Origin of the sequence: Bradyrhizobium sp. WSM2793 (assembly GCF_000379585.1) — a bacterium.
Taxonomy (GTDB): Bacteria; Pseudomonadota; Alphaproteobacteria; order Rhizobiales; family Xanthobacteraceae; genus Bradyrhizobium.
Window position 1 is genome coordinate 112,467 of sequence record NZ_KB902772.1, and the last position, 20,358, is coordinate 132,824.

13 protein-coding genes are annotated in these 20,358 nt (G+C 64.8%); 9 read left to right on the forward strand and 4 right to left on the reverse strand.

Annotation, left to right across the window (positions count from 1 at the left end):
* Positions 1-252: 252 nt before the first annotated feature.
* The 6 genes from A3AS_RS0107700 (at position 253) to A3AS_RS0107725 (ending at position 8,854) form a co-directional block, all read left to right on the forward strand.
* Positions 253-1,905, forward strand: a complete 1,653-nt coding sequence (locus tag A3AS_RS0107700; RefSeq protein ID WP_018317017.1) for an OFA family MFS transporter — start codon at positions 253-255, stop codon at positions 1,903-1,905.
* A gap of 83 nt (positions 1,906-1,988) precedes the next feature.
* Complete coding sequence (locus tag A3AS_RS0107705) at positions 1,989-2,270, forward strand: hypothetical protein (RefSeq protein WP_018317018.1); 282 nt, start codon at positions 1,989-1,991, stop codon at positions 2,268-2,270.
* A 284-nt stretch (positions 2,271-2,554) separates the two neighbouring features.
* Entirely contained in the window at positions 2,555-4,261 is a 1,707-nt protein-coding gene (locus A3AS_RS0107710; protein ID WP_018317019.1) for an NADH-ubiquinone oxidoreductase-F iron-sulfur binding region domain-containing protein, read from the forward strand.
* Positions 4,258-7,026, forward strand: coding sequence for a formate dehydrogenase subunit alpha (fdhF, locus tag A3AS_RS0107715; protein WP_018317020.1), 2,769 nt, complete (start codon positions 4,258-4,260; stop codon positions 7,024-7,026). The genes A3AS_RS0107710 and fdhF overlap by 4 nt, the downstream gene beginning before the upstream one ends.
* A gap of 250 nt (positions 7,027-7,276) precedes the next feature.
* On the forward strand, positions 7,277-7,750 hold the full coding sequence (gene ybaK / locus A3AS_RS0107720; protein WP_018317021.1) for a Cys-tRNA(Pro) deacylase: 474 nt from the start codon (positions 7,277-7,279) through the stop codon (positions 7,748-7,750).
* A gap of 18 nt (positions 7,751-7,768) precedes the next feature.
* Positions 7,769-8,854: a HupE/UreJ family protein gene (locus A3AS_RS0107725; RefSeq protein WP_049814809.1), complete on the forward strand. Its 1,086-nt coding sequence runs from the start codon at positions 7,769-7,771 to the stop codon at positions 8,852-8,854.
* Positions 8,855-8,864: 10 nt separating this feature from the next.
* Here the strand turns inward: A3AS_RS0107725 and A3AS_RS0107730 are convergent, their stop codons facing one another.
* Complete coding sequence (locus A3AS_RS0107730) at positions 8,865-9,548, reverse strand: GntR family transcriptional regulator (RefSeq protein ID WP_018317023.1); 684 nt, start codon at positions 9,546-9,548, stop codon at positions 8,865-8,867.
* A gap of 153 nt (positions 9,549-9,701) precedes the next feature.
* Here A3AS_RS0107730 and tcuA point away from each other — a divergent pair, with 153 nt between their 5' ends.
* Both tcuA and tcuB read left to right on the forward strand, forming a co-directional pair.
* Positions 9,702-11,093 carry an FAD-dependent tricarballylate dehydrogenase TcuA gene (tcuA, locus tag A3AS_RS0107735; RefSeq protein ID WP_018317024.1) on the forward strand — a complete coding sequence of 464 codons (1,392 nt, stop codon included), beginning with the start codon at positions 9,702-9,704 and terminating at the stop codon, positions 11,091-11,093.
* A complete protein-coding gene (tcuB, locus tag A3AS_RS0107740; protein WP_018317025.1) occupies positions 11,080-12,180 on the forward strand; it encodes a tricarballylate utilization 4Fe-4S protein TcuB in 1,101 nt (366 codons plus the stop codon). Before tcuA ends, tcuB begins: the two co-directional genes overlap by 14 nt.
* Before the next feature lie 4 nt (positions 12,181-12,184).
* Here the strand turns inward: tcuB and A3AS_RS0107745 are convergent, their stop codons facing one another.
* Both A3AS_RS0107745 and A3AS_RS0107750 read right to left on the reverse strand, forming a co-directional pair.
* Positions 12,185-12,859 carry a triacylglycerol lipase gene (locus A3AS_RS0107745; protein ID WP_018317026.1) on the reverse strand — a complete coding sequence of 225 codons (675 nt, stop codon included), beginning with the start codon at positions 12,857-12,859 and terminating at the stop codon, positions 12,185-12,187.
* A gap of 5 nt (positions 12,860-12,864) precedes the next feature.
* Positions 12,865-16,269 (reverse strand): acyl-[ACP]--phospholipid O-acyltransferase, encoded by a 3,405-nt coding sequence (locus A3AS_RS0107750; protein ID WP_018317027.1) that lies wholly within the window; start codon positions 16,267-16,269, stop codon positions 12,865-12,867.
* A gap of 651 nt (positions 16,270-16,920) precedes the next feature.
* Here A3AS_RS0107750 and A3AS_RS0107760 point away from each other — a divergent pair.
* Positions 16,921-17,553: a TetR/AcrR family transcriptional regulator gene (locus A3AS_RS0107760; protein WP_026201775.1), complete on the forward strand. Its 633-nt coding sequence runs from the start codon at positions 16,921-16,923 to the stop codon at positions 17,551-17,553.
* 13 nt (positions 17,554-17,566) lie between these two features.
* On the opposite strand, the gene A3AS_RS0107765 is transcribed toward A3AS_RS0107760, so the two are convergent.
* On the reverse strand, positions 17,567-20,170 hold the full coding sequence (locus A3AS_RS0107765) for an autotransporter domain-containing protein (protein ID WP_245283157.1): 2,604 nt from the start codon (positions 20,168-20,170) through the stop codon (positions 17,567-17,569).
* Between the last annotated feature and the right edge of the window lie 188 nt (positions 20,171-20,358).

The window sequence follows — 20,358 nt, forward strand, 5'->3', positions numbered from 1 at the left end:
CACGCGCGTTGCTCTTCTCAAGACAGGGTGTTGAGGGGGATGAGGGCGCGATAGCCGTCAAGGCAACGCTGCTTGCGAGGCGAAGGGACATCGCCCGCGATCAGTTGCTTGCTCGGCGCACAAGACGGATGCGCACCAGACGATTCCACTTCGGCATGAATGAAGTCCGACCTGTCATGCGCGGCTGAAAGCACGCACACGACCGGTCTCAAACCGATGTGCCGGCAAGGCCGCGCTTGGGAGGGAATGCTTATGACAACTGCCGATACCGTTCTTGCACCGGTTGGTGCTTCCGGCTTCCTCGATCGTGAACGCACGATCGCGAAGGCCGGGTTCAATCGCTGGCTGGTGCCGCCGGCCGCGCTGTGCATCCATCTCTGCATCGGCATGGCCTACGGCTTCTCGGTGTTCTGGCTGCCGCTGTCGCGCTCGATCGGCATCGCGCAGAGCAAGGCTTGCCCGGACATCTCGCTGTGGCAGGAGCTGTTCACCACGACCTGCGATTGGAAGGTCGCGAGCCTCGGCTGGATGTACACGCTGTTCTTCGTCCTGCTCGGCGTCTCTGCCGCGATTTGGGGCGGTTGGCTCGAGCGTGCCGGCCCCCGCAAGGCAGGTTTCGTTGCCGCGCTTTGCTGGGGCGGCGGCCTGTTGATCGGCGCCTTCGGCGTCTACGTCCATCAACTCTGGATCATGTGGCTCGGGGCCGGCGTCATCGGCGGCGTCGGGCTCGGCCTCGGCTATATCTCGCCGGTGTCGACGCTGATCAAATGGTTCCCCGATCGTCGCGGCATGGCGACGGGCATGGCCATTATGGGTTTTGGCGGTGGTGCGATGATTGGTGCGCCGCTCGCCAATCTGCTGATCAACTACTTCAAGACCGCAACGGATGTCGGCGTCTGGCAGACCTTCGTCGTGATGGGCGTGATCTATTTCATCTTCATGACGATCGGTGCCTTTTCGTATCGGGTGACGCCGCCCGGCTGGCAGCCTGATGGCTGGACGCCGCCAAGCGAGAAGAAGTCGATGATCACCGAGCACCATGTGCACCTCAACAACGCGCACAAGACGCCGCAATTCTGGCTGATCTGGTGGGTGCTCTGCTTGAACGTCTCGGCGGGTATCGGTGTGATCGGCATGGCCTCGCCCATGCTCCAGGAAATCTTCGCCGGCAAGTTGATCGGGCATCCGGAGCTGACGTTCAGCCAGCTTTCGGTCGAACAGAAGGCATCGATCGCGGCGATCGCCGCCGGCTTCGCCGGCCTGCTGTCGCTGTTCAATATCGGCGGCCGGTTCTTCTGGGCGTCGATGTCGGACCTCATGGGGCGCAAGAACACCTACTACACGTTCTTCATCCTCGGCATCGTGCTCTACGCGCTGGCGCCCACCTTCGCGGCGATGGGCTCGAAACTGCTGTTCGTGCTCGGGTTCGGCATCATCCTGTCGATGTATGGCGGCGGCTTCGCGACGGTGCCGGCCTATCTTGCCGACATGTTCGGCACCCAGTTCGTCGGCGCCATCCACGGCCGGTTGCTGACGGCATGGTCGACTGCCGGCATCATCGGTCCGGTCGTGGTCAACTACATCCGCGAGTTCCAGCTCGCGGCCGGCGTGCCGCGTGATCAGCTCTACAACACGACGATGTACATCCTGTGTGCCATGCTGATCGCCGGTTTGATCTGCAACTACCTGATCAAGCCGGTCGATCCGAAGTGGAACATGAGCCACGAGGAGGTGGCCCGCCTGCAGGCGGCCAGTGCGAAGAGCGAAGCGTCGATCCAGCACGGCTCGTTCGGCATCGGCAAGGGCGGTCTGGATGCCAATGCGGCGCTGTTCTGGGCCTTTGTCGGCGTGCCGCTGGCCTGGGGTGTCTGGAAGACGCTGGAGAGCGCGGTCAAGATCTTCTGATCGCACGTTCATCGCGGCGGGAGCGCACCATGCGCGCTCCCGCCGCTCATTCGATTGTTTCAAAACTTCCCTGGGGGAATTCGATGGTTCGTAAGCTCGTTTGTGCAGCCGCCGTGCTGCTCGTCGCCGGCGCCCTGCAATCCGCATCGGCACAGACCGCCGCGGCACCAGCTGTAACGCCGCCCGCCGCGACCGAGGCCAAGCCCGGCAAGATCAAGCTGACCGCGCAGAAGCTCAAGGACATGAAGGCCAAGTGGAGCGCCAACAAGTCGAAGCTTAGGGAGTGCCGCAAGGACGTGAAGGCCAAGGGCCTCGCGGGCGACGATCGCTGGTTCTATATCGAGGAGTGCATGGGCAAGAGCTGACCCGTCAGCATTGGGGCACGGAGAGGTCACCTGCAGCCTCGGAGCGGAGCTCGATACGATTTCGCTATCGCAGCATAGGAAGCCTTTATTGATCTCCAGACCAATTCAGGCTTCGTTCTATCGATTGGCGCGTTGGACGAACGCAAGGCCGTGTCCGGGCAGCGATCCTGGGTTGCCCTTGGGCTGCGCTTAACTGCTTCCGTGAGCATGATAATTTGCTTGGCATCTGGCATGCCAGGAGCTAGAACTGGAGTCGTTCTAAAAGACGAGATCGAGACGAATCGATGAGCCACGACGACGTGCACAAGGTCCGCCCGTTCGAGCATCCCGGTGAGGGACGCAAGCGCGCCAAAGCCACGCCCAAGGGGCGGCAGGTCGATCCCACCGCCGCGCACGAGATCGAGCAGCTGCTCGGCGACAGGCCGCGGCGGCGTGATCTCCTGATCGAATATCTGCACCTGATCCAGGACAGATATCATCAGATCTCGGCCGCGCATCTGGCCGCGCTCGCCGACGAGATGAAGCTCGCCTTCGCCGAGGTGTTCGAGACCGCGACGTTCTACGCGCATTTCGACGTGGTGAAGGAGGGCGAGCCGGATATCGCCCCACTGACGATCCGCGTCTGTGACTCCCTGACCTGTGCGATGCTCGGCGGTGAGAAGCTGCTCGAGGATCTGCAAAGCGCAAGCGGCCCTGGCATCCGTGTGGTGCGCGCGCCCTGCGTCGGTCGTTGTGATACTGCGCCGGCAGCCGAGGTCGGGCACAATTTCGTCGATCATGCGACCGTCGCCAATGTGATGGCGGCGGCGAAGGTCGGCGACACTCACGCGCATCTGCCCAACTATGTCGACTACGACGCCTATGTCGCCGGCGGCGGCTACAAGCTGCTCAATCGCGTGCGCTCCGGCGAGTTGTCGAAGGACGATCTGCTGAAGGGGCTCGACGATGCTTCGCTGCGCGGCCTTGGCGGCGCCGGCTTCCCGACGGGACGGAAATGGCGCGCCGTGCTCGGCGAGCCCGGTCCGCGGCTGATGGCGATCAACGGCGACGAGGGCGAGCCCGGCACCTTCAAGGACCGCGTCTATCTCGAAAGCGATCCGCATCGCTTCATCGAGGGCATGCTGATCGGCGCGCATGTGGTGCAGGCCTCCGATGTCTACATCTACCTGCGCGACGAATATCCGGCCTCGCGCGAGATTCTGGAGCGCGAGATCGCAAAGCTTCCGCCGGGCGGTCCAACGCTGCACATGCGCCGCGGCGCCGGCGCCTATATCTGCGGTGAGGAATCCTCACTGCTCGAAAGCATCGAGGGCAAGCGTGGCCTGCCCCGGCACAAGCCGCCTTATCCGTTCCAGGTCGGCCTGTTCGGCCTGCCGACGTTGATCAACAACATCGAGACGCTGTGGTGGGTCCGCGACATCGTCGAGAAGGGCGCTGATTGGTGGAAGGGCAATGGCCGCCACGAGCGTCATGGCCTGCGCAGCTTCTCTGTCTCGGGCCGAGTCAAGAATCCCGGCATGAAGCTCGCACCCGCGGGCATCACCGTGCGCGAGCTGATCGACGAATATTGCGGCGGCATGGCCGATGGCCATCAGTTCTATGCGTACCTGCCGGGCGGCGCATCCGGCGGTATCCTGCCGGCGTCGATGGACGATATCCCGCTCGATTTCGGCACGCTGGAAAAATACGGCTGCTTCATCGGCTCTGCCGCGATCGTGATCCTGTCGCAAAAGGACAGCGTGCGCGCGGCGGCGTTGAACCTGATGAAATTCTTCGAGGACGAGAGCTGCGGCCAGTGCACGCCGTGCCGCGTCGGAACCCAGAAGGCGGCCCTGCTGATGCAGAAGCCGGTCTGGAACCGCGCTCTTCTGGAAGAATTGAGCCAGGCGATGCGCGATGCCTCGATTTGCGGGCTTGGACAGGCGGCATCGAATCCGCTGGCCACCGTGATCAAATATTTCCCTGACGAGTTCAAGGAAGCGGCCGAATGACCAAGATTACCTTCGAGCTCGACGGCAAGCAGGTCGAAGCCAATCCCGGCGAGACGATCTGGCAAGTCGCAAAACGCCAGGGCCGCGAGATCCCGCATCTGTGCTATTCGCCCGCGCCCGATTATCGGCCCGACGGCAATTGCCGCGCCTGCATGGTCGAGATCGAGGGCGAGCGCGTGCTGGCTGCGTCCTGCAAGCGGACGCCGTCGGTCGGCATGAAGGTGAAGTCGGAGTCCGCGCGCGCGGTGTCGGCGCAGAAGATGGTGATGGAGCTGCTCGTCGCCGACCAGCCGGCGCGCGAGACCAGCCACGATCCGGATTCGAAATTCTGGCACTGGGCCGAGACGACAGGCGTCACCGAGAGCCGCTTCCCCGCCGCCGAGCGCTGGGCAACCGACGCCAGCCATCCGGCGATGCGCGTCAACCTCGACGCCTGCATCCAGTGCGGCTTGTGCGTACGCGCCTGCCGCGAGGTCCAGGTCAACGACGTCATCGGCATGGCCTATCGCAACCATGGCTCGAAGATCGTGTTCGACTTCGACGATCCCATGGGCGAGTCCACCTGCGTCGCCTGCGGCGAATGCGTGCAGGCTTGCCCGACCGGCGCGTTGATGCCGGCCGTGATGCTCGACGAGAAGCAGACCCGTGTCACCTACGCCGACAAGAAGGTGGATTCGCTCTGCCCGTTCTGCGGCGTCGGCTGTCAGGTGACCTATGAGGTCAAGGACGAGAAGGTGATCTATGCGGAGGGCCGCGACGGCCCCGCCAATCGCAACCGTCTCTGTGTGAAGGGCCGTTTCGGCTTCGACTACATCCACCATCCGCATCGCCTGACCAAGCCGCTGGTGCGGCTGCCGAACGCGAAGAAGGATGCCAACGACCAGGTCGATCCCGCCAATCCCTTCACCCATTTCCGTGAAGCGAGCTGGGAGGAAGCGCTCGACATCGCCGCCAAGGGCCTCGTCAAGATCCGCGACGAGAAGGGCGTGAAGGCGCTGGCGGGCTTCGGCTCGGCCAAGGGCTCGAACGAAGAGGCCTATCTGTTCCAGAAGCTGGTGCGTACCGGCTTCGGCTCCAACAACGTCGACCATTGCACCCGACTGTGCCACGCCTCGTCGGTGGCGGCGCTGTTCGAAGGCTTGAGCTCGGGCGCGGTATCGGCGCCATTCTCGGCTGCGATGGATGCCGAAGTGATCATCGTGATCGGCGCCAACCCGACCGTGAACCATCCGGTCGCCGCGACCTTCATCAAGAATGCGGTCAAGCAGAACGGCGCAAAGCTGTTCGTGATGGATCCGCGCCGGCAGACGCTGTCGCGCCACGCGACCAAACACCTGCAGTTCAAGCCCGGCTCCGACGTCGCGATGCTGAACGCGATGATCCACACGATCATCACCGAAGGCCTGACCGACGACCAGTACATCGCCGGCTACACCGAAGGCTTCGAGGACCTCAAGGAGAAGATCAAGGAATTCGCGCCGGAGAAGATGGAAGCGATCTGCGGCATCCCGGCGCAAACCTTGCGCGAGGTTGCCCGGACATATGCCCGCGCAAAATCGTCGATCATCTTCTGGGGCATGGGCATCAGCCAGCATGTCCACGGCACCGACAATGCGCGCTGCCTGATTGCGCTGGCGCTGATCACCGGCCAGGTCGGCCGTCCCGGCACCGGCCTGCATCCGCTGCGCGGCCAGAACAACGTGCAGGGCGCCTCCGACGCCGGCCTGATCCCGATGTTCCTGCCGGACTATCAGCCGGTTGGTCGCGACGATCTGCGCGGCAGCTTCGAAAAGCTTTGGCAGCAGGACCTTGATCCCGTCCGCGGCCTGACCGTGGTCGAGATCATGAATGCGATCCACGCTGGCGAGATCACGGGCATGTATATCGAGGGTGAGAACCCCGCGATGTCCGATCCGGATCTGCAGCACGCGCGCCATGCGCTCGCCATGCTCGATCATCTCGTGGTGCAGGATCTCTTCGTCACCGAGACCGCGTTCCATGCCGACGTCATCCTGCCGGCTTCGGCGTTCGCGGAGAAGGACGGCTCCTTCACCAATACCGATCGCCGCGTGCAGCTGGCCCGCCAGGTGATCAAGCCTCCGGGCGATGCGCGGCAGGATCTCTGGATCATTCAGGAGATCGGCAAGCGCATGGGCCTGCCCTGGAATTACGCCGGCCCGGGCGACGTCTTCACCGAGATGGCAGAGCTGATGCCGTCGCTGAAGAACATCACCTGGGAGCGGCTGGTGCGCGAAGGCGCGGTGACCTATCCGGTCGACGATCCCAACAAGCCCGGCAATGAGATCATCTTCACCACGGGCTTCCCGACCGCCAGCGGCCGCGGCAAGATCGTGCCGGCCAAGGTCATCCCGCCGGACGAGATTCCCGACGCCGAGTATCCGATGGTGCTGTCGACCGGTCGCGTGCTGGAGCACTGGCACACGGGTTCGATGACCCGCCGCGCCCAGGTGCTCGACCAGATCGAGCCGGAGGCGGTCGCCTTCATGTCGCCGAAGGACATGCGCAAGAAGAACCTCACACCGGGCGATTTCATTCGTCTGGAGACCCGCCGCGGCGCGGTCGAGGTCAAGGTCCGCTCGGACCGCGACGTGCCGGAGAACATGGTGTTCATGCCGTTCTGCTATGCGGAGGCGGCGGCGAACCTGCTGACCAATCCGGCGCTCGATCCGTTCGGCAAGATCCCGGAGTTCAAGTTCTGCGCGGCCCGGGCCGAGCGCGTGGAAATGCGGGACGCGGCGGAGTAGGGCACTGGCGTTAGTTGGCGGCTCAGTGCCGCCAATTTACCGGTGTCGTCCTGGCGAAAGCCAGGACCCATACCGCGTGATCCATCGATTGCAGACGGTCGCAGTACCGGACTGCGAGCCTTAGCCAAACTCTTCCCTGGGGTTATGGGTCCCCGCGTACGCGGGGACGACAACGGAGAGCGTGGCGGGGAATTGTACCCCTACATCGTCATCGCTTCGTTCCTCGCAATGACGGTGCTAAACGTGGCCCATGTCCAAGGTCACCCCCGCCACCCGGGCCCTCACGGCCGCCGGTGTTGCCTTCACCGTCCATGCCTACGACTATGATCCTGACGCCGAGAGCATCGGGCTGCAGGCGGCCGCCGCGCTCGGTGAAGACCCGGCACGTGTCCTCAAGACGCTGATGGCGCTGGTGGACGGCAAGCCGGTCTGTGTGGTCGTGCCGTCCGACCAGGAGGTCTCGATGAAGAAGCTCGCCGCAGCCGCGGGCGGCAAGTCGGCGCAGATGATGAAGCCGCCGGAGGCCGAGCGCGTCACCGGCTACAAGGTTGGCGGCATCAGCCCGTTCGGGCAGCGCAAGCCCATTCGCGCCGTGATCGAGCAGAGCGCGCTCGCGCATGATCTCGTCTATCTCAATGGCGGCCAACGCGGGTTGCAGGTGCGGCTCAAGCCGGGTGATGTGAGGGACGTCGTGAAAGCGGTCGTCGCGGATGTGCTGGCGTGACGGCAATGGAGCGCGATCATGAGGCGGCCACTGCTACTGTGGTTCGCGATCTTGCTTGTGGTCTGCCCGCCGGCTGAGGCGCATCAGATCAATCTTGTGACCGCGCGCGTGGCCCTCACCGCCGATCGCATTGTGAACGTCGAGATGGGATTGAAGGGCAGCGATGTCGATCGCCTGATCGGCACGCAGATCCATGATGCAGGGCAGGACGCGGTCGACCCGGTCGCGGTCAAAGCGGCCAAGTCCGCAATCGTCGATTATCTCCGCAGGCACCTGGCCGTGACAGGCGGCGGTACGGCTTGTTCGGCGGGCGATGCCGCGATCCTGCCTGATGGTGACGGCATCGTCTATCGCAACAGCTTTGCTTGCGCGGACGCGGCCGGCGACATCGTCTATCGCTCCACCGTGCTGACGGCGAAAGACAAGACCGCGCGACAGGTGGTGCTGATCGCGCAGGGCAGGTCCGAGGCGCAGGCCTTGCTCGATGCCGACAATACGACGGTGACGCTCTCGACGGCGCCGCCATCGCCGTTCTCGATCATGCAACGCTATTTGCTCACCGGCATCGAGCACATCTTTCTCGGTTACGATCACATCGCATTTCTGGTCGCGATCGTCTTGTGGGCGCGACGGCTCTTGCCGGTCGTCAAGATCGTGACCGCTTTCACCATCGCCCACTCCCTGACATTGTCGCTCGCGGCGCTGAATGTCCTGGTCATCCCGAGCCGCATCGTGGAGCCGGCGATCGCGGCCTCGATCGTGTTCGTGGCGGCCGAGAACTTCTTCTCGCGGGACGTCGACAAGCGCTGGCGCGTGGCTCTTTTGTTTGGTCTGATCCACGGCTTTGGCTTCGCCGGCGCTCTTCACGAGATCGGCCTGCCGCCGGATGCGATCGTCCCGGCGCTGGCCGCCTTCAACATGGGCGTCGAGATCGGGCAGATCGCGATCGTCGCGCTGATGGTGCCGATACTTGGCCTGTTGGACCGTGTGACTGTGGTCGGGCCGGATGAGCCGGCACGCGCGACGAGACTGGTCTACTCGGTGTCCGCGGCGATTGGGCTGCTCGGTGGATATTGGCTGCTGACGCGCGTGCTCGAGGCGTGATCGGGCCGGCCTACTGCTTCTGTAACAGCTTCAGCCGGCAGCGCAGCGCCTCGCGGATGTGTGCGCGGGCAAGCTGCTCTGCTTTGTCGCCGTTGCGCGCGGCGATGGCGTTGATGATGGCCTGGTGCTCGCCATGGCTGGACGAGGGGCGGCCCGATACGGAGAAGGTGGTCGGGCCGAGCAGGGCGATCCAGTCCTGCAATTCCCGCGAAGCGTTGTCGAGATAGCGGTTGCGCGCTGCCCGGCATATGGCCTCGTGGAAGCTGCGATTGAGTCTTGCCATCTCGGCCGCGTCCGCTGCGGGAGCTTCGACAAAAGCCTGCGCGATATCCCGGAGCGCATCGACCTCGGGCGCCGAAGCGTGTTCAGCGGCAAGGCGCGCCGCGGCGCCTTCCATGATCTCGCGCATGGCGTAAAGCTCGAGAACCTCGGAGATGTCGAGATTGCGCACGATCAGCCCGCGGCCGCCGGCGGGCTCGACGAAGCCGCGCGCGGCGAGCCGGCCGAGCGCTTCGCGCACCGGGGTGCGGCTGACCTTGAGCCGCTGTGCGACCTCTTCCTCGCGCAGGCGATCTCCGGCGCGGTAGTTGCCGGCCTGGAGTGCTTCACAGAGCGAGCGGAACACGGCCTCGCCGAGCGCAACGCCGCCGCCGCGCGCGATTGATCCGCCTGTCTTTGCCGGGCGCCTTGCCATGTTCCCTCGACGCAAGGCGCATCCTGCCCACGCAGAGATGTCGCTTGCACAGCTTATGTATATCTTTGTATACAAAAGTACGCAATGGCGGTGCGGGTGACCGGTGCCGCCGGTGGATAGAATGTTTCCACTTCGTCGTATCGGACGGACGGCATGAGCAGCAAATACGACGTGCTGGTGATCGGCGGCGGCAACGCGGCGCTGTGCGCGGCGATCGCGGCGCGGCGCGGTGGTGCCTCGGTGCTGGTGCTCGAAGGCGCGCCGAAGTTCTATCGCGGCGGCAACACCCGCCACACCCGCAACATGCGTTGCGCCCATGACGCCGCAACCGAAATCCTGACCGGTCCCTACACTGAGGACGAGTTCTGGGAGGACCTGCTGCGCGTCACCGGCGGGCAGACCGACGAGGTGCTCGCGCGCCACATGATCCGCGAATCCAAGGACATCCTGAACTGGATCGTGGAGCAGGGCGTGCGCTGGCAGCCCTCGCTCGGCGGCACGCTGAGCCTCGGCCGTACCAATTCCTTCTTCCTCGGCGGCGGCCGGGCGATGCTGAATGCGCTCTATCTCACCGCCGAGCGGCTCGGCGTCGAGGTCGAATACGACGCCGAGGTCACCGACCTCTTGATCGAAGACGGCATGTTCCTCGCCGCGCGCCTGAAACGGCCGATCAAGGGCGAGACCGAGATCCGCGCGACCTCGCTGGTCGCCGCGGCCGGCGGGTTCGAGGCAAACATCGAATGGCTCAAGCAATATTGGGGCGAGGCCGCCGACAATTTCCTGATCCGCGGCACGCCCTATAATCGCGGTTCGATCCTGAAGATGTTGCTCGACAGGGGCGTGCAGGAGGTCGGCGATCCCACCCAGTGCCATGCGGTCGCGATCGACGCCCGCGCGCCGAAATTCGACGGCGGCATCATCACACGTCACGACTCCGTGGTGTTCGGCATCGTCGTCAACAAGCACGCCCAGCGCTTCTACGACGAAGGCGAGGACCTCTGGCCGAAGCGCTACGCGATCTGGGGCCGGTTGGTCGCGGCGCAGCCCGACCAGATCGCCTACATCATCTTCGACTCCACCGTGGTCACGAGCTTCATGCCGACGCTGTTTCCGCCGATCGCCGGACAGACCGTGGCCGAGCTCGCCGGCAAACTGGAGCTCGACCCGGCAGCGCTGGAAAAGACGATCGCCGAGTTCAACGCCGCGGTGCTATCAGGCACCTTCGACCACACGATTCTGGATGATTGCCGCACCGAAGGCATCACGCCGCCCAAGACGCACTGGGCGCGCAAGATCGAAACGCCGCCTTATCTCGCCTATCCGGTGCGGCCCGGCATCACCTTCACCTATCTCGGCACGCGCGTGACCAAGGAGGCGCGGATGCTGATGGCTGACGGCAAGCCGTCAGGCAACATGTTCGCCGCCGGCGAGATCATGGCCGGCAACGTGCTCGGCAAAGGCTACGCAGCTGGCATGGGCATGACGATCGGCAGCGTGTTCGGGCGGATCGCGGGACGGGAAGCGGCAAAACATGCACGGAACTAGGATCCTGAACGAAGCCGACCGCCTGATGACGGTCTGCAATTCCTGCCGCTACTGCGAGGGGCTGTGCGCGGTATTTCCGGCCATGGAAATGCGCCGCGCCTTCTCGGACGGCGACCTCAACTATCTCGCCAATCTCTGCCATTCCTGCGGCGCCTGCTACGTCGATTGCCAGTTTTCGCCGCCGCACGAGTTCAACGTCAACGTTCCCCAGACGCTAGCGATTGCGCGCGCGGAATCCTATGCCGCTTATGCCTGGCCGAGGGCGCTGTCCGGCGCCTTCGCGCGCAACGGTCTGGTCATCAGCATCGTCGCTGCGCTCAGCATGGCAGTTTTCATCCTCGGCTTTGCCGCTTTGAATGACCGCAGCGTTCTGTTCGGCGTGCACAGCGGTCCTGGTGCGTTCTACAAGCTGATGCCGCACAACGCGATGGCCGCGCTGTTCAGCGCCGCATTCCTCTTTGCGATCCTGGCGCTCGTCATGAGCGTGCGCGCTTTCTGGCGCGACATCGGGCCGCCGATCGGTGGCCACGCCGACGGGGGCTCGATCTTCCAGGCGATCCGCGATGCCGGCGAGCTGCGCTATCTCCATGGCGGCGGCGTCGGCTGCTACAACGAGGACGACAAGCCGACCGACCGGCGCAAGCTGTATCACCACCTGACCTTCTACGGCTTTCTGCTGTGCTTCGCCGCCACCTCGGTCGCCACGCTGTATCACTATCTGCTCGGCCGCGAGGCGCCGTATCCGTGGTGGGACCTGCCCGTCGTGCTCGGCTCGCTCGGCGGCATCGGCCTGATCATCGGCCCGATCGGCCTGTTCACGGCCAAGATGCGACGCGATCCGGCGCTGCTCGACGAGTTTAGCTACGGCATGGATGTCGGCTTCATCGCCATGCTGTTCCTGACCGGGCTCACCGGCATGGCGCTTCTGGTCCTGCGTGAGACCGCCGCAATGGGGCCATTGCTGGCGCTGCATCTCGGCGCAGTGTTCGCGCTGTTCGTCACCATGCCCTATGGCAAGTTCGTGCACGGCATCTACCGTTTCGCCGCGCTGGTGCGCTATGCGCAGGAGCGGCGGACTGCAGCGTGACCCGCTATCTCGGTTGAAAGCGGCCCTCGCGCAGGAAGGCGATGGTCTGCGCGATCGCGGCGGCGTGGCGCGGAAGCCCGGTATGCGACGTCTTCACGACGATATGGTCGGCCATGCCGGCCAGCCCCGCGCTTTGCACAGAGACCCGTCCGTCATTTGGCTTCGGCAGAACGAGCAGGCCGGCGACGGGATCGATGAAGCGGCTTCCGGCGATCACGCCGACCGGATAGTCGATGGCGGGGAGGGCATTCGGCGCGGTCGCAGGCGTGGTGGTGAGCTCGAGCCCGGCTGGCCCGTAGAATTTGCGATAGGGCAAAGATCCCCGCAGGAGATCGGCGACCTCGCTGCCGCTGTTCGGCGTGCCCAGCATCACGACGCGGCCAAGCCGGGCCGGCCGGTGTTTCGCGATATAAGCGCGCGCGACGAGCCCGCCCATCGAATGCGCGACGAAATGCAGCGGTGCGTCGCGCTCGGCGAAACGGGTGATCGCCGGGTGGATATCCTCCGCAAGCGCGGCGATCGGCTTGCTGCGGCTGGGATAGTCGATGTTGAGCGTTGCGAAGCCGGCCGCACGAAGCGCCCGTTCCAGCTTCATCAGAGATGCCGAGGTCCGCGCGATGCCGTGAAGCAGAACCACTCCCGGGCATCGCGCGTCGCCTGAATGAGGCGCCTCGTGCATCTGTCTTACGCCACCTCGCGCTCCGGCGCGGACGCCTGCTCGCGCGCCATCGTCGTCGCGGTGACGTAGTCGGTCTTGCCGGTGCCGAGCAGCGGCACCTTGTCGACCACCAAGATCGCCGCGGGAACGGTCAGCTCGGACGCGCCGATCGTCTTGGCCTGGCCCTGCATCGCGCTGCGCTCGGCATTCTTCTCCGTCGTCAGCAGCACGATGCGCTCGCCCTTGCGCGGGTCGGGGATCGAGACGGCGACCGATGCGGCCTGCGGCCACAACGTCGCGGCGATGCTCTCGACCGCGGACAGCGAGACCATTTCGCCGGCAATCTTGGCAAAGCGCTTGGCACGGCCCTTGATGGTGATGAAGCCGGCGGCGTCGATCGCCACGATGTCGCCGGTGTCGTGCCAGCCCTCGGGAAGCTTTTCGAGTACGCCCGGATTTTCGGCCCTGAGGTAACCCAGCATCACGTTCGGCCCGCGCACCGAGAGGCGCCCACCTTCCTCGATGCCGGGGACCGGATCGAGGCGGCTTTCCATCAGCGGCGAGAGGCGGCCGACGGTGCCGGGGCGGTTGGCCATCGGCGTGTTCATCGCCAGCACCGGCGCCGTCTCGGTGACGCCGTAGCCTTCGAGGATGCGGATGCCGTAGCGCTCCATGAACACCTGCCGTGTGCGGTCCTTGACCGCTTCGGCGCCGGCGATCACGAGCCGCAGGGTGCGGAAGTCGTAGGCGTGCGCCGAGCGGGCGTAGCCGGTCAGGAACGTATCGGTGCCGAACAGGATCGTGGCGCCGGTCTGGTAGATCAGCTCGGGCACGATGCGGTAGTGCAGCGGCGAGGGGTACATGTAGATTGGAATGCCCCCGAGCAGCGGCATCATCATCCCGCCGGTCAGCCCGAACGAATGGAACACCGGCAGCACGTTGAACACCTTGTCATTGGCGTTGGCATCGACCCGCGCCAGCGCCTGCGCCGCGTTGGCGAGGATGTTGCGGTGGGACAGCACCACGCCCTTGGGCGTGCCTTCCGAACCCGACGTGAACAGCACGACGGCGGGGTCGCTGGCCTGGCGGGCGACGCGCGGCGCGGTGCCTGCGAGCAGGCCCTTGATCTTGTCGGCCGTCCCGATCGAGGCGCGGACGTCCTCGAGATAGACGACTCGGGCTTCCGCGGAGATCGCAGCCATCAGCTTGTCGAGCTTGCCTTTCTCGATGAAGGCCTTCGATGTCAGCACGGTCTTGACCTGCGCGGCCTTCATGGCCGCGAGGACGTTGACCGGGCCGGCCGAGAAGTTGAGCATCGCCGGGACCCGGCCGATGTTCTGCAGCGCCATGAAGACCACGGCGACGCCTGCGGAATTCGGCAACAGCACGCCGACATTCTCGCCCACGGCGGTGCCGGTCTCGAGTTTCCGACTCAAGACCTGCGCGCCAAGGATCAGCTTGCGATAGGTCAGCTTGGTACCGAGCGCGTCCTCGATGATGACCTTGCCGGTGTCACGGTCGCGATAGGCGTGTCCGAGCGCCTCGAACAGGGTGTGATCGAGCATGGCGTTCTTGACCATCGCATCGATCATCACGTCCTGGAGTGCGGCGCCGGCGGCGTTGCGGCGCGCCTTGCCCTTCAGCGCCGGGTCGACCGGCAGCTTGATCGGCGGCAGGATGGTGACCGTCACACGCGGGAACCACGAGCGCTTGATCTGGCTGGAGTTGAGGTAGCTGAGATGCGAGCGCTGCGCGCCTTCGATGCGAACGGGTACGACCACCGCATCGGCCTTGTCCGCGATCATCGCGGTGCCGTCATAGACCTTCATCAGCGAGCCCGAGACGGTGATGCGTCCTTCCGGAAAGATCACCACCGGCTCGCCGGCGGCGACCAGCTTGATCAGGTCCCGCGCAGCCAGCGGCTTGCTCGGATCCATGGTGTAGTGCTTGACGACGCGCAAGAACGGCTTGGCCCACCAGGCCTTGGCGATGCCGGTGTCGACCGCGAAGCTCGCGTCGATCGGCAGCACGGCATGGAGCAGCGGGCCATCGATCAGGCTGACATGGTTGGGCGCGATCAGCATGCGCGTGCCGGCAGGCGGCAGGTTCTCGAGGCCGCGAACCTCGGTGCGGAACAGTGCGCGGAACAGCAGTCCGCCGAAATCGCGCACGCCTTCCTTGCCCCATTTCGTCAGCACGAACCAGACTGCGCCGAAGCTGGCGACGCCGAGCCCGAAGAAGATCCAGCCGATGTGAAGGCCAGCCGCCTGCAGCAGCGCGACGAACAGCGAGCCGACCACCATGAAGGCGGCCTGCAGCACGTTGCCGGCGGCGATGATGCGGGCACGCTCGGACGGTGCCGACCAGGCCTGGACCGCGGCAAAGGAGGGAACGACGAACAAGCCGCCGCCGAATGCGAAGGCGACGAAGTCGACGAGCATACGCAAGCCGGCGAACGAGGTGGCGAAGCCGAGTGCGGTGATGTCCTGCCCCTTGGCGGTCACGCCGATCGCCCAGGCGAGGTCGAGGCCCGCAAAGCCCATGATGATGGCGCCGATCGGCACCAACGCGAGGTTCGGGCGAACGTGGCTGAGGCTGGCGGCAAACAGCGAGCCGATGGCGATGCCGATCGCGAAGATCGCAAGGCACAGCGTTACCACGCCCTCCGAGCCACCGACGACCTCCTTGATCAGCGCCGGCAGCAGCGACAGCACGATGGCGCCGACCAGCCAGAACCAGGAGACGATCACGGTACCATCCCAGAGGCGATGGTCGGCATGGAGCGTCCTGAGCAGGCTCACCGTCGAGGTCCAGGGATTGGCGTCGACAGGCAGATCGGGCGCAGAGGGCGTCGTCTGCGGAATGCGGGAGGCGAAGGCCCATGACAGCAAGGCCAGCACGACCACGGCCGATGCGACCCAGCCCATATGCGCGGATCCCGCCACGAACTGGCCGCCGGCGACGGTGCCGAGCAGGATCGCCATGAAGGTCGCGCCTTCGACCAGCGCGTTGCCGGTCGCGAGCTCGCCGAGCTCGAGCTGATCCGGAAGCATGGCGTATTTCACGGGTCCGAACAGCGCGGCGATGGTGCCGAACAGGGCGAGCGCTGCGAACAGGAGCGGCACCGAGTGCAGGAAGAAGCCGGCGGCGGCAAAGCAAGCAGCGAAGATCTCGGCGAACTTGAGCCGCCTTGCGACGACGGATTTGACGTATTTGTCGGCGAGCTGGCCGCCGAGCCCGGACAGGATGAAATAGGGGAAGATGAAGACCGCGCCTGCCACCGTCACCAGCGCATCGCCGTGGCCGGTTGCGGCACTGTAAAGCAGGATGATGACGAGTGCGTTCTTGAGCACGTTGTCATTGAGCGCCGAGAAGAATTGCGCCCAGAACAGTGGGGCAAAGCGGCGTGACGACATCAATTCCCTGATCATGACTAGTCCTGTTTTGGAAAGGCAGAATGAGGTTCGTTACGTTGTCTTTGAAGCGTCACGACCGGAAGGGGAGGGGACGAACGATTGCGGGCGCTGATGGCCTGCCTGCCTTGTCCCCTCGATCCCTCTGATCCTGTTGGTCTCCAAGCGGCGTCGTTAGGTTCGCAAAATATCTGGGCGCGCCTTACCGGGTATGCGCCGAGCGATGAGGAAAAGCTGAACCGCGTCACTGAAGTCTGGCGAGATCGGCCGCGAACATCGGGACATGGTAAGTCCTTCCTTGCAACCAGTTCTTGCATTCGAGACGACCTGCGTGTGCAGGTCGGGTGCGCCTCAGGTGAGATGGGCGAGGTGACGAAAGGGCGAGAGGCGGCGGAGCAGGCTGATCCGGCGGCCGTCCTGACGGGCACGCGCGCGGCTCGCCCGCCACATCCGCAAGGTCGCCCGGCGTTCTGTCAGCACGCCGGCAATGTCGCAGGCATTTGCGATGCGATCGATCGGCGTCATGGCGAACCGCAGCAGGGCGCGGCCAAGGCCGGTCACCAGGGCGGTGGCGTCGTCGACGAAGGTAGCGGCGATATCAATAGCGAGGGTTTGCATTTTGGTCGTCTCCAGGTTAATTTGAACAATGTTCACATGAGTAGTTCGAAAATGAACAATGTTCAAGAAGAATCGTTGCGGGATCAGAAAAAAAATCGGCGGCGGCTCCAGATCCTGGAGATCGCGCGGGGGATTATCGCGACTAAAGGATTGAGATCGTTGAAGGTTCGGGACGTTGCCGAGGCCGCCGGCTGCTCCGTTGGCAGCGTCTACAACGAGTTCGGCGACTTCGACGGGGTCATCCTGACCGTCAATCGGGAGACCGTTCAGGCGCTCACGGCCCGGCTTCGCGGGGTTCCGGCCGAAGATCCCGTTCGCCAGCTCTACGGGCTTGCCGAGACCTATCTCGAATTCTTCGCGGAGCACGCCAATCTGCTGCGCTCGCTGTTCGAGCATCGAATGGAGGACGACCGTCCCTATCCCGACGACATCCTGCAGATGGTGATGGACGCTTTTGCGCTGATGCACCCACCCCTGGTGCGGCTGCTACCGGATGCGGATGACGTGAAGATCGCGCTGTTGTCGCGCACCTTGTTTTCTGCCGTGCACGGAATCATCTCGCTCGGTCTCGAGGAGCGCATGGTGGCCGTGCCGCCGCAGATGCTGCGTCAGCAGATCGAACAGTTCGTCGACGCCCATCTCGCCGGCCTCGGCATTCTGCCGGTCGGCGCGCGGAAGTCTTGATCGGGCGCCGGTGCTACCAGGCGTATCGCAGGCTCGCGGTGCCGGAATAGGTGGTGCTGCGGGCCGCGAACTCGCCGTCGAACTTGGCCGACAACGCAACACCGTTCGTAAACTTCAGCTCGGCCCCGGCCGATGCAAGCGCGGCATCCTTTGCCGGCGTCGCGCCTTGCACGATGAAGCTCGCGCCGGGCAGCGCCTGGAATGCGGCGACGAGCGTCGGATCGCTCACCCAATCATGGGCCCAGGCCGCGCGGCCGCGCAACGTCAGGACCGCGTTCGGTGCGACCAGTGTGGCGCGATCGAAGCGCGCGCCGAGTTCGCTGCGCGTGTCGGAGGCCGTACGCCCCCGATAGGTCAGGCCGAAGCCGCCGGCGCCGAGGTCGGTCTCGGTGTAGGTCGGCATGCGGAAGACCTGTGCCTGCGCCGCTGCGTATGGCGTGATGCCGCCGAGCGGCGTTGCGAAGCGGTAGCCGCCCTCGATGCGGCCGCCGACGGTTTGTGCGTCGAACTTCGCGGTCAGCCGGTTGCCAAAGGGGGCGAAGCGATCCGTCGACATCCAGTGATTGGCCACGGCGAGGGATGCGGCGAAATAGGCTGGCCCCGTACGCGCGGCGGTGTAGACACCGGCCTGCATGGCATCACTCCTGCCGCCGCCGATTGCCTGCGCGAGGTCCCATTTGGTAGCGCCGCCCGAAAGCGCGAAGCCGACCAGTGCATCGCGGCTGACATGATAATCGGCGCCGGCAGCAAAGCCGCCCGCGCGCGCGCCCAAATCATGGCTGCCGATCACGACCGGGTCGCCGCTGGTCCGGTTGGTGCCGCCGAATGCCGTGCCCCAGGCCGTCCAGCGCTCCGCAAAGGGCACTGCTTTCGCAGACGGCGCACCCAAAAGCTTGTTGTAGGCGAGGGCGATATCCGCAGGCAGCGCGGCACGTTCGGGGCTGAAGCCGAATGCCGTATCGCCTGCACCCGTAGCCGGGCCGCCGCGTCCGCTCACGAACGGATCGAGCATGAGGCCGAGGAATTGGCCCGTGAACTGGAAGGCGCCCTGTTGCGCGCCGGTCGCAGCCTCGCCCGAGAGCTGATCCAGATTGTAACGGAGCTGTGCATCGCTCTGGCCCGCGAACGAGGACAGGAAAGGCAAATTGGCGCCGAACGAGCTCAGCGCGCCGGCCACGGCCTTCTGGTTCTGCGTCTGGGCGACGGTAGAGAAGGCTGCCGCGTTGTAGTTGAGTGTCAGGAAGACAGAGAATCCGTCATAGCCAAGGGCAGAGGAGAAGAACTGCGGATTGTATCCGCTAATCGTCACACCGGAAAACGTCCCGGTCAGGCCGTTCGGCGCGCTGAGGATGGTATATTTCGTCGAGGGGCCGTAGGCGCCCGCAAGCGTGGTGACAGCGACGGTGCCGCCGTTCAGCGTCGCGGTCGAGGCAGCAATCTTGTCGGATTGTCCGGCCCCGTTGACGGAGATCGCGTAGGTCGAGCCCGCGTTGAACGTGGTATTGCCGTAGCTCGTGAGGGAACCGAGATTGCCGGGTGCGACCGTGCCGCCCGAGAGCACGGTGAGATCGCCGATGGCGCCGTTTCCGGCGAGGGTGCCGCCGCTGATCGTCATCGCAACGTTGGGCATCCCGCCATCGACGACGAGGCTGCCGGCCTGGACATTCATGGTCGCTGCGTCCGTCGTCGAGCCCGTCAGCGTCCAGGTGGAGCTGCCGGTTTTCTGCATCATCTCGAAGTCCTTGAACTGGTCGGCCGCGCCGAATGTGCCGAGGTCGAACGCCGCGTTGGCGGTTCCGCCCAGGCGCAACGTGTCCATTCCGTTGCCACCCACGACCCAGCCCGTGATGTTCGATCCCGCGCGCAGCTCGAAGACGTCGTTGCCGCCCTTGAGGTCGACGGCCGTGCTGACGATGTTGTGGACGATCGTGCCGGCGTTGATGATGATGTCCTGACTGTTCGAGCCGATGATCGCGGTGCCCGAGGCATTCGATATCGTGCCGGCGTTGTTGATGGTGTTGCCGTCTGCCGCGCCGTTGAGCTCGAAGGCCGCCGGGCCGTTGCCCTGGACGAGGCCGCTCGACAGGATGGTCACCTGATTGCTCGCCGAGCCGGCGAATATGCCGATGCCGGCGCTTCCGGCAGTCCCGCTTCCAACCGTCCCTCCGATCACGATGGTGTTGTTGCTCGAACCGGACAGACTGAGCGCCGTCGAGCCGAGGACCGGTGACCCAACTGCGGCACCCGCATCCACGGTGATTGCATTGTTGGCTCCGCCTGACACGATGATGCCGTCGCTGTTGGCTGACCCGACCGAGGCGTTGTTGAAGACCCTGATCGAGCTGTTGGATGCTGTTTGAAGCACAATGCTCGCAAAAGTGGGGTCGTTCACCGTGGTCGCGGTGGTGCCGTCGCCGATGTTGATGGTGACGCCGTTGACTACGGGGAATGTCTTGATCTGGGTGTTATTCCCGACGCAGGTGATTGAATCACCCGACTGAAGCGTCGTCAGCGTGCCGGCTCCGGTCACCACACACACCGCTTGCGCCGGCGTGATGAACCACGGTAGCGGACCGCTTGCGGCGAGGGCGCCGATCGCGGTGCTCAGAAGTAGCATGCGCCGCCGGGGCGTGTTCGAGCGGACGATATTGCGCGGGGCCAGCAAACGATTCCAAGGCACTTCCAAAACTCCTCCTGCGGCGCAACCCGTGGAATCGCGCCGCAAACATTGGGCAGTGCCATGCTTAGAGAAGGAGGCGCGGGCCATCGTGGCCCGGCGCGCAATGTGATGTGTCCGAATGCGAA

Coding starts and splice junctions, on each gene's coding strand:
- A3AS_RS0107700 (WP_018317017.1), top strand. CDS start 253: ATGACAACTGCCGATACCGTTCTTGCACCGGTTGGTGCTTCCGGCTTC.
- A3AS_RS0107705 (WP_018317018.1), top strand. CDS start 1,989: ATGGTTCGTAAGCTCGTTTGTGCAGCCGCCGTGCTGCTCGTCGCCGGC.
- A3AS_RS0107710 (WP_018317019.1), top strand. CDS start 2,555: ATGAGCCACGACGACGTGCACAAGGTCCGCCCGTTCGAGCATCCCGGT.
- fdhF (WP_018317020.1), top strand. CDS start 4,258: ATGACCAAGATTACCTTCGAGCTCGACGGCAAGCAGGTCGAAGCCAAT.
- ybaK (WP_018317021.1), top strand. CDS start 7,277: ATGTCCAAGGTCACCCCCGCCACCCGGGCCCTCACGGCCGCCGGTGTT.
- A3AS_RS0107725 (WP_049814809.1), top strand. CDS start 7,769: ATGAGGCGGCCACTGCTACTGTGGTTCGCGATCTTGCTTGTGGTCTGC.
- A3AS_RS0107730 (WP_018317023.1), bottom strand. CDS start 9,548: ATGGCAAGGCGCCCGGCAAAGACAGGCGGATCAATCGCGCGCGGCGGC.
- tcuA (WP_018317024.1), top strand. CDS start 9,702: ATGAGCAGCAAATACGACGTGCTGGTGATCGGCGGCGGCAACGCGGCG.
- tcuB (WP_018317025.1), top strand. CDS start 11,080: ATGCACGGAACTAGGATCCTGAACGAAGCCGACCGCCTGATGACGGTC.
- A3AS_RS0107745 (WP_018317026.1), bottom strand. CDS start 12,859: ATGCACGAGGCGCCTCATTCAGGCGACGCGCGATGCCCGGGAGTGGTT.
- A3AS_RS0107750 (WP_018317027.1), bottom strand. CDS start 16,269: ATGATCAGGGAATTGATGTCGTCACGCCGCTTTGCCCCACTGTTCTGG.
- A3AS_RS0107760 (WP_026201775.1), top strand. CDS start 16,921: ATGAACAATGTTCAAGAAGAATCGTTGCGGGATCAGAAAAAAAATCGG.
- A3AS_RS0107765 (WP_245283157.1), bottom strand. CDS start 20,170: ATGCTACTTCTGAGCACCGCGATCGGCGCCCTCGCCGCAAGCGGTCCG.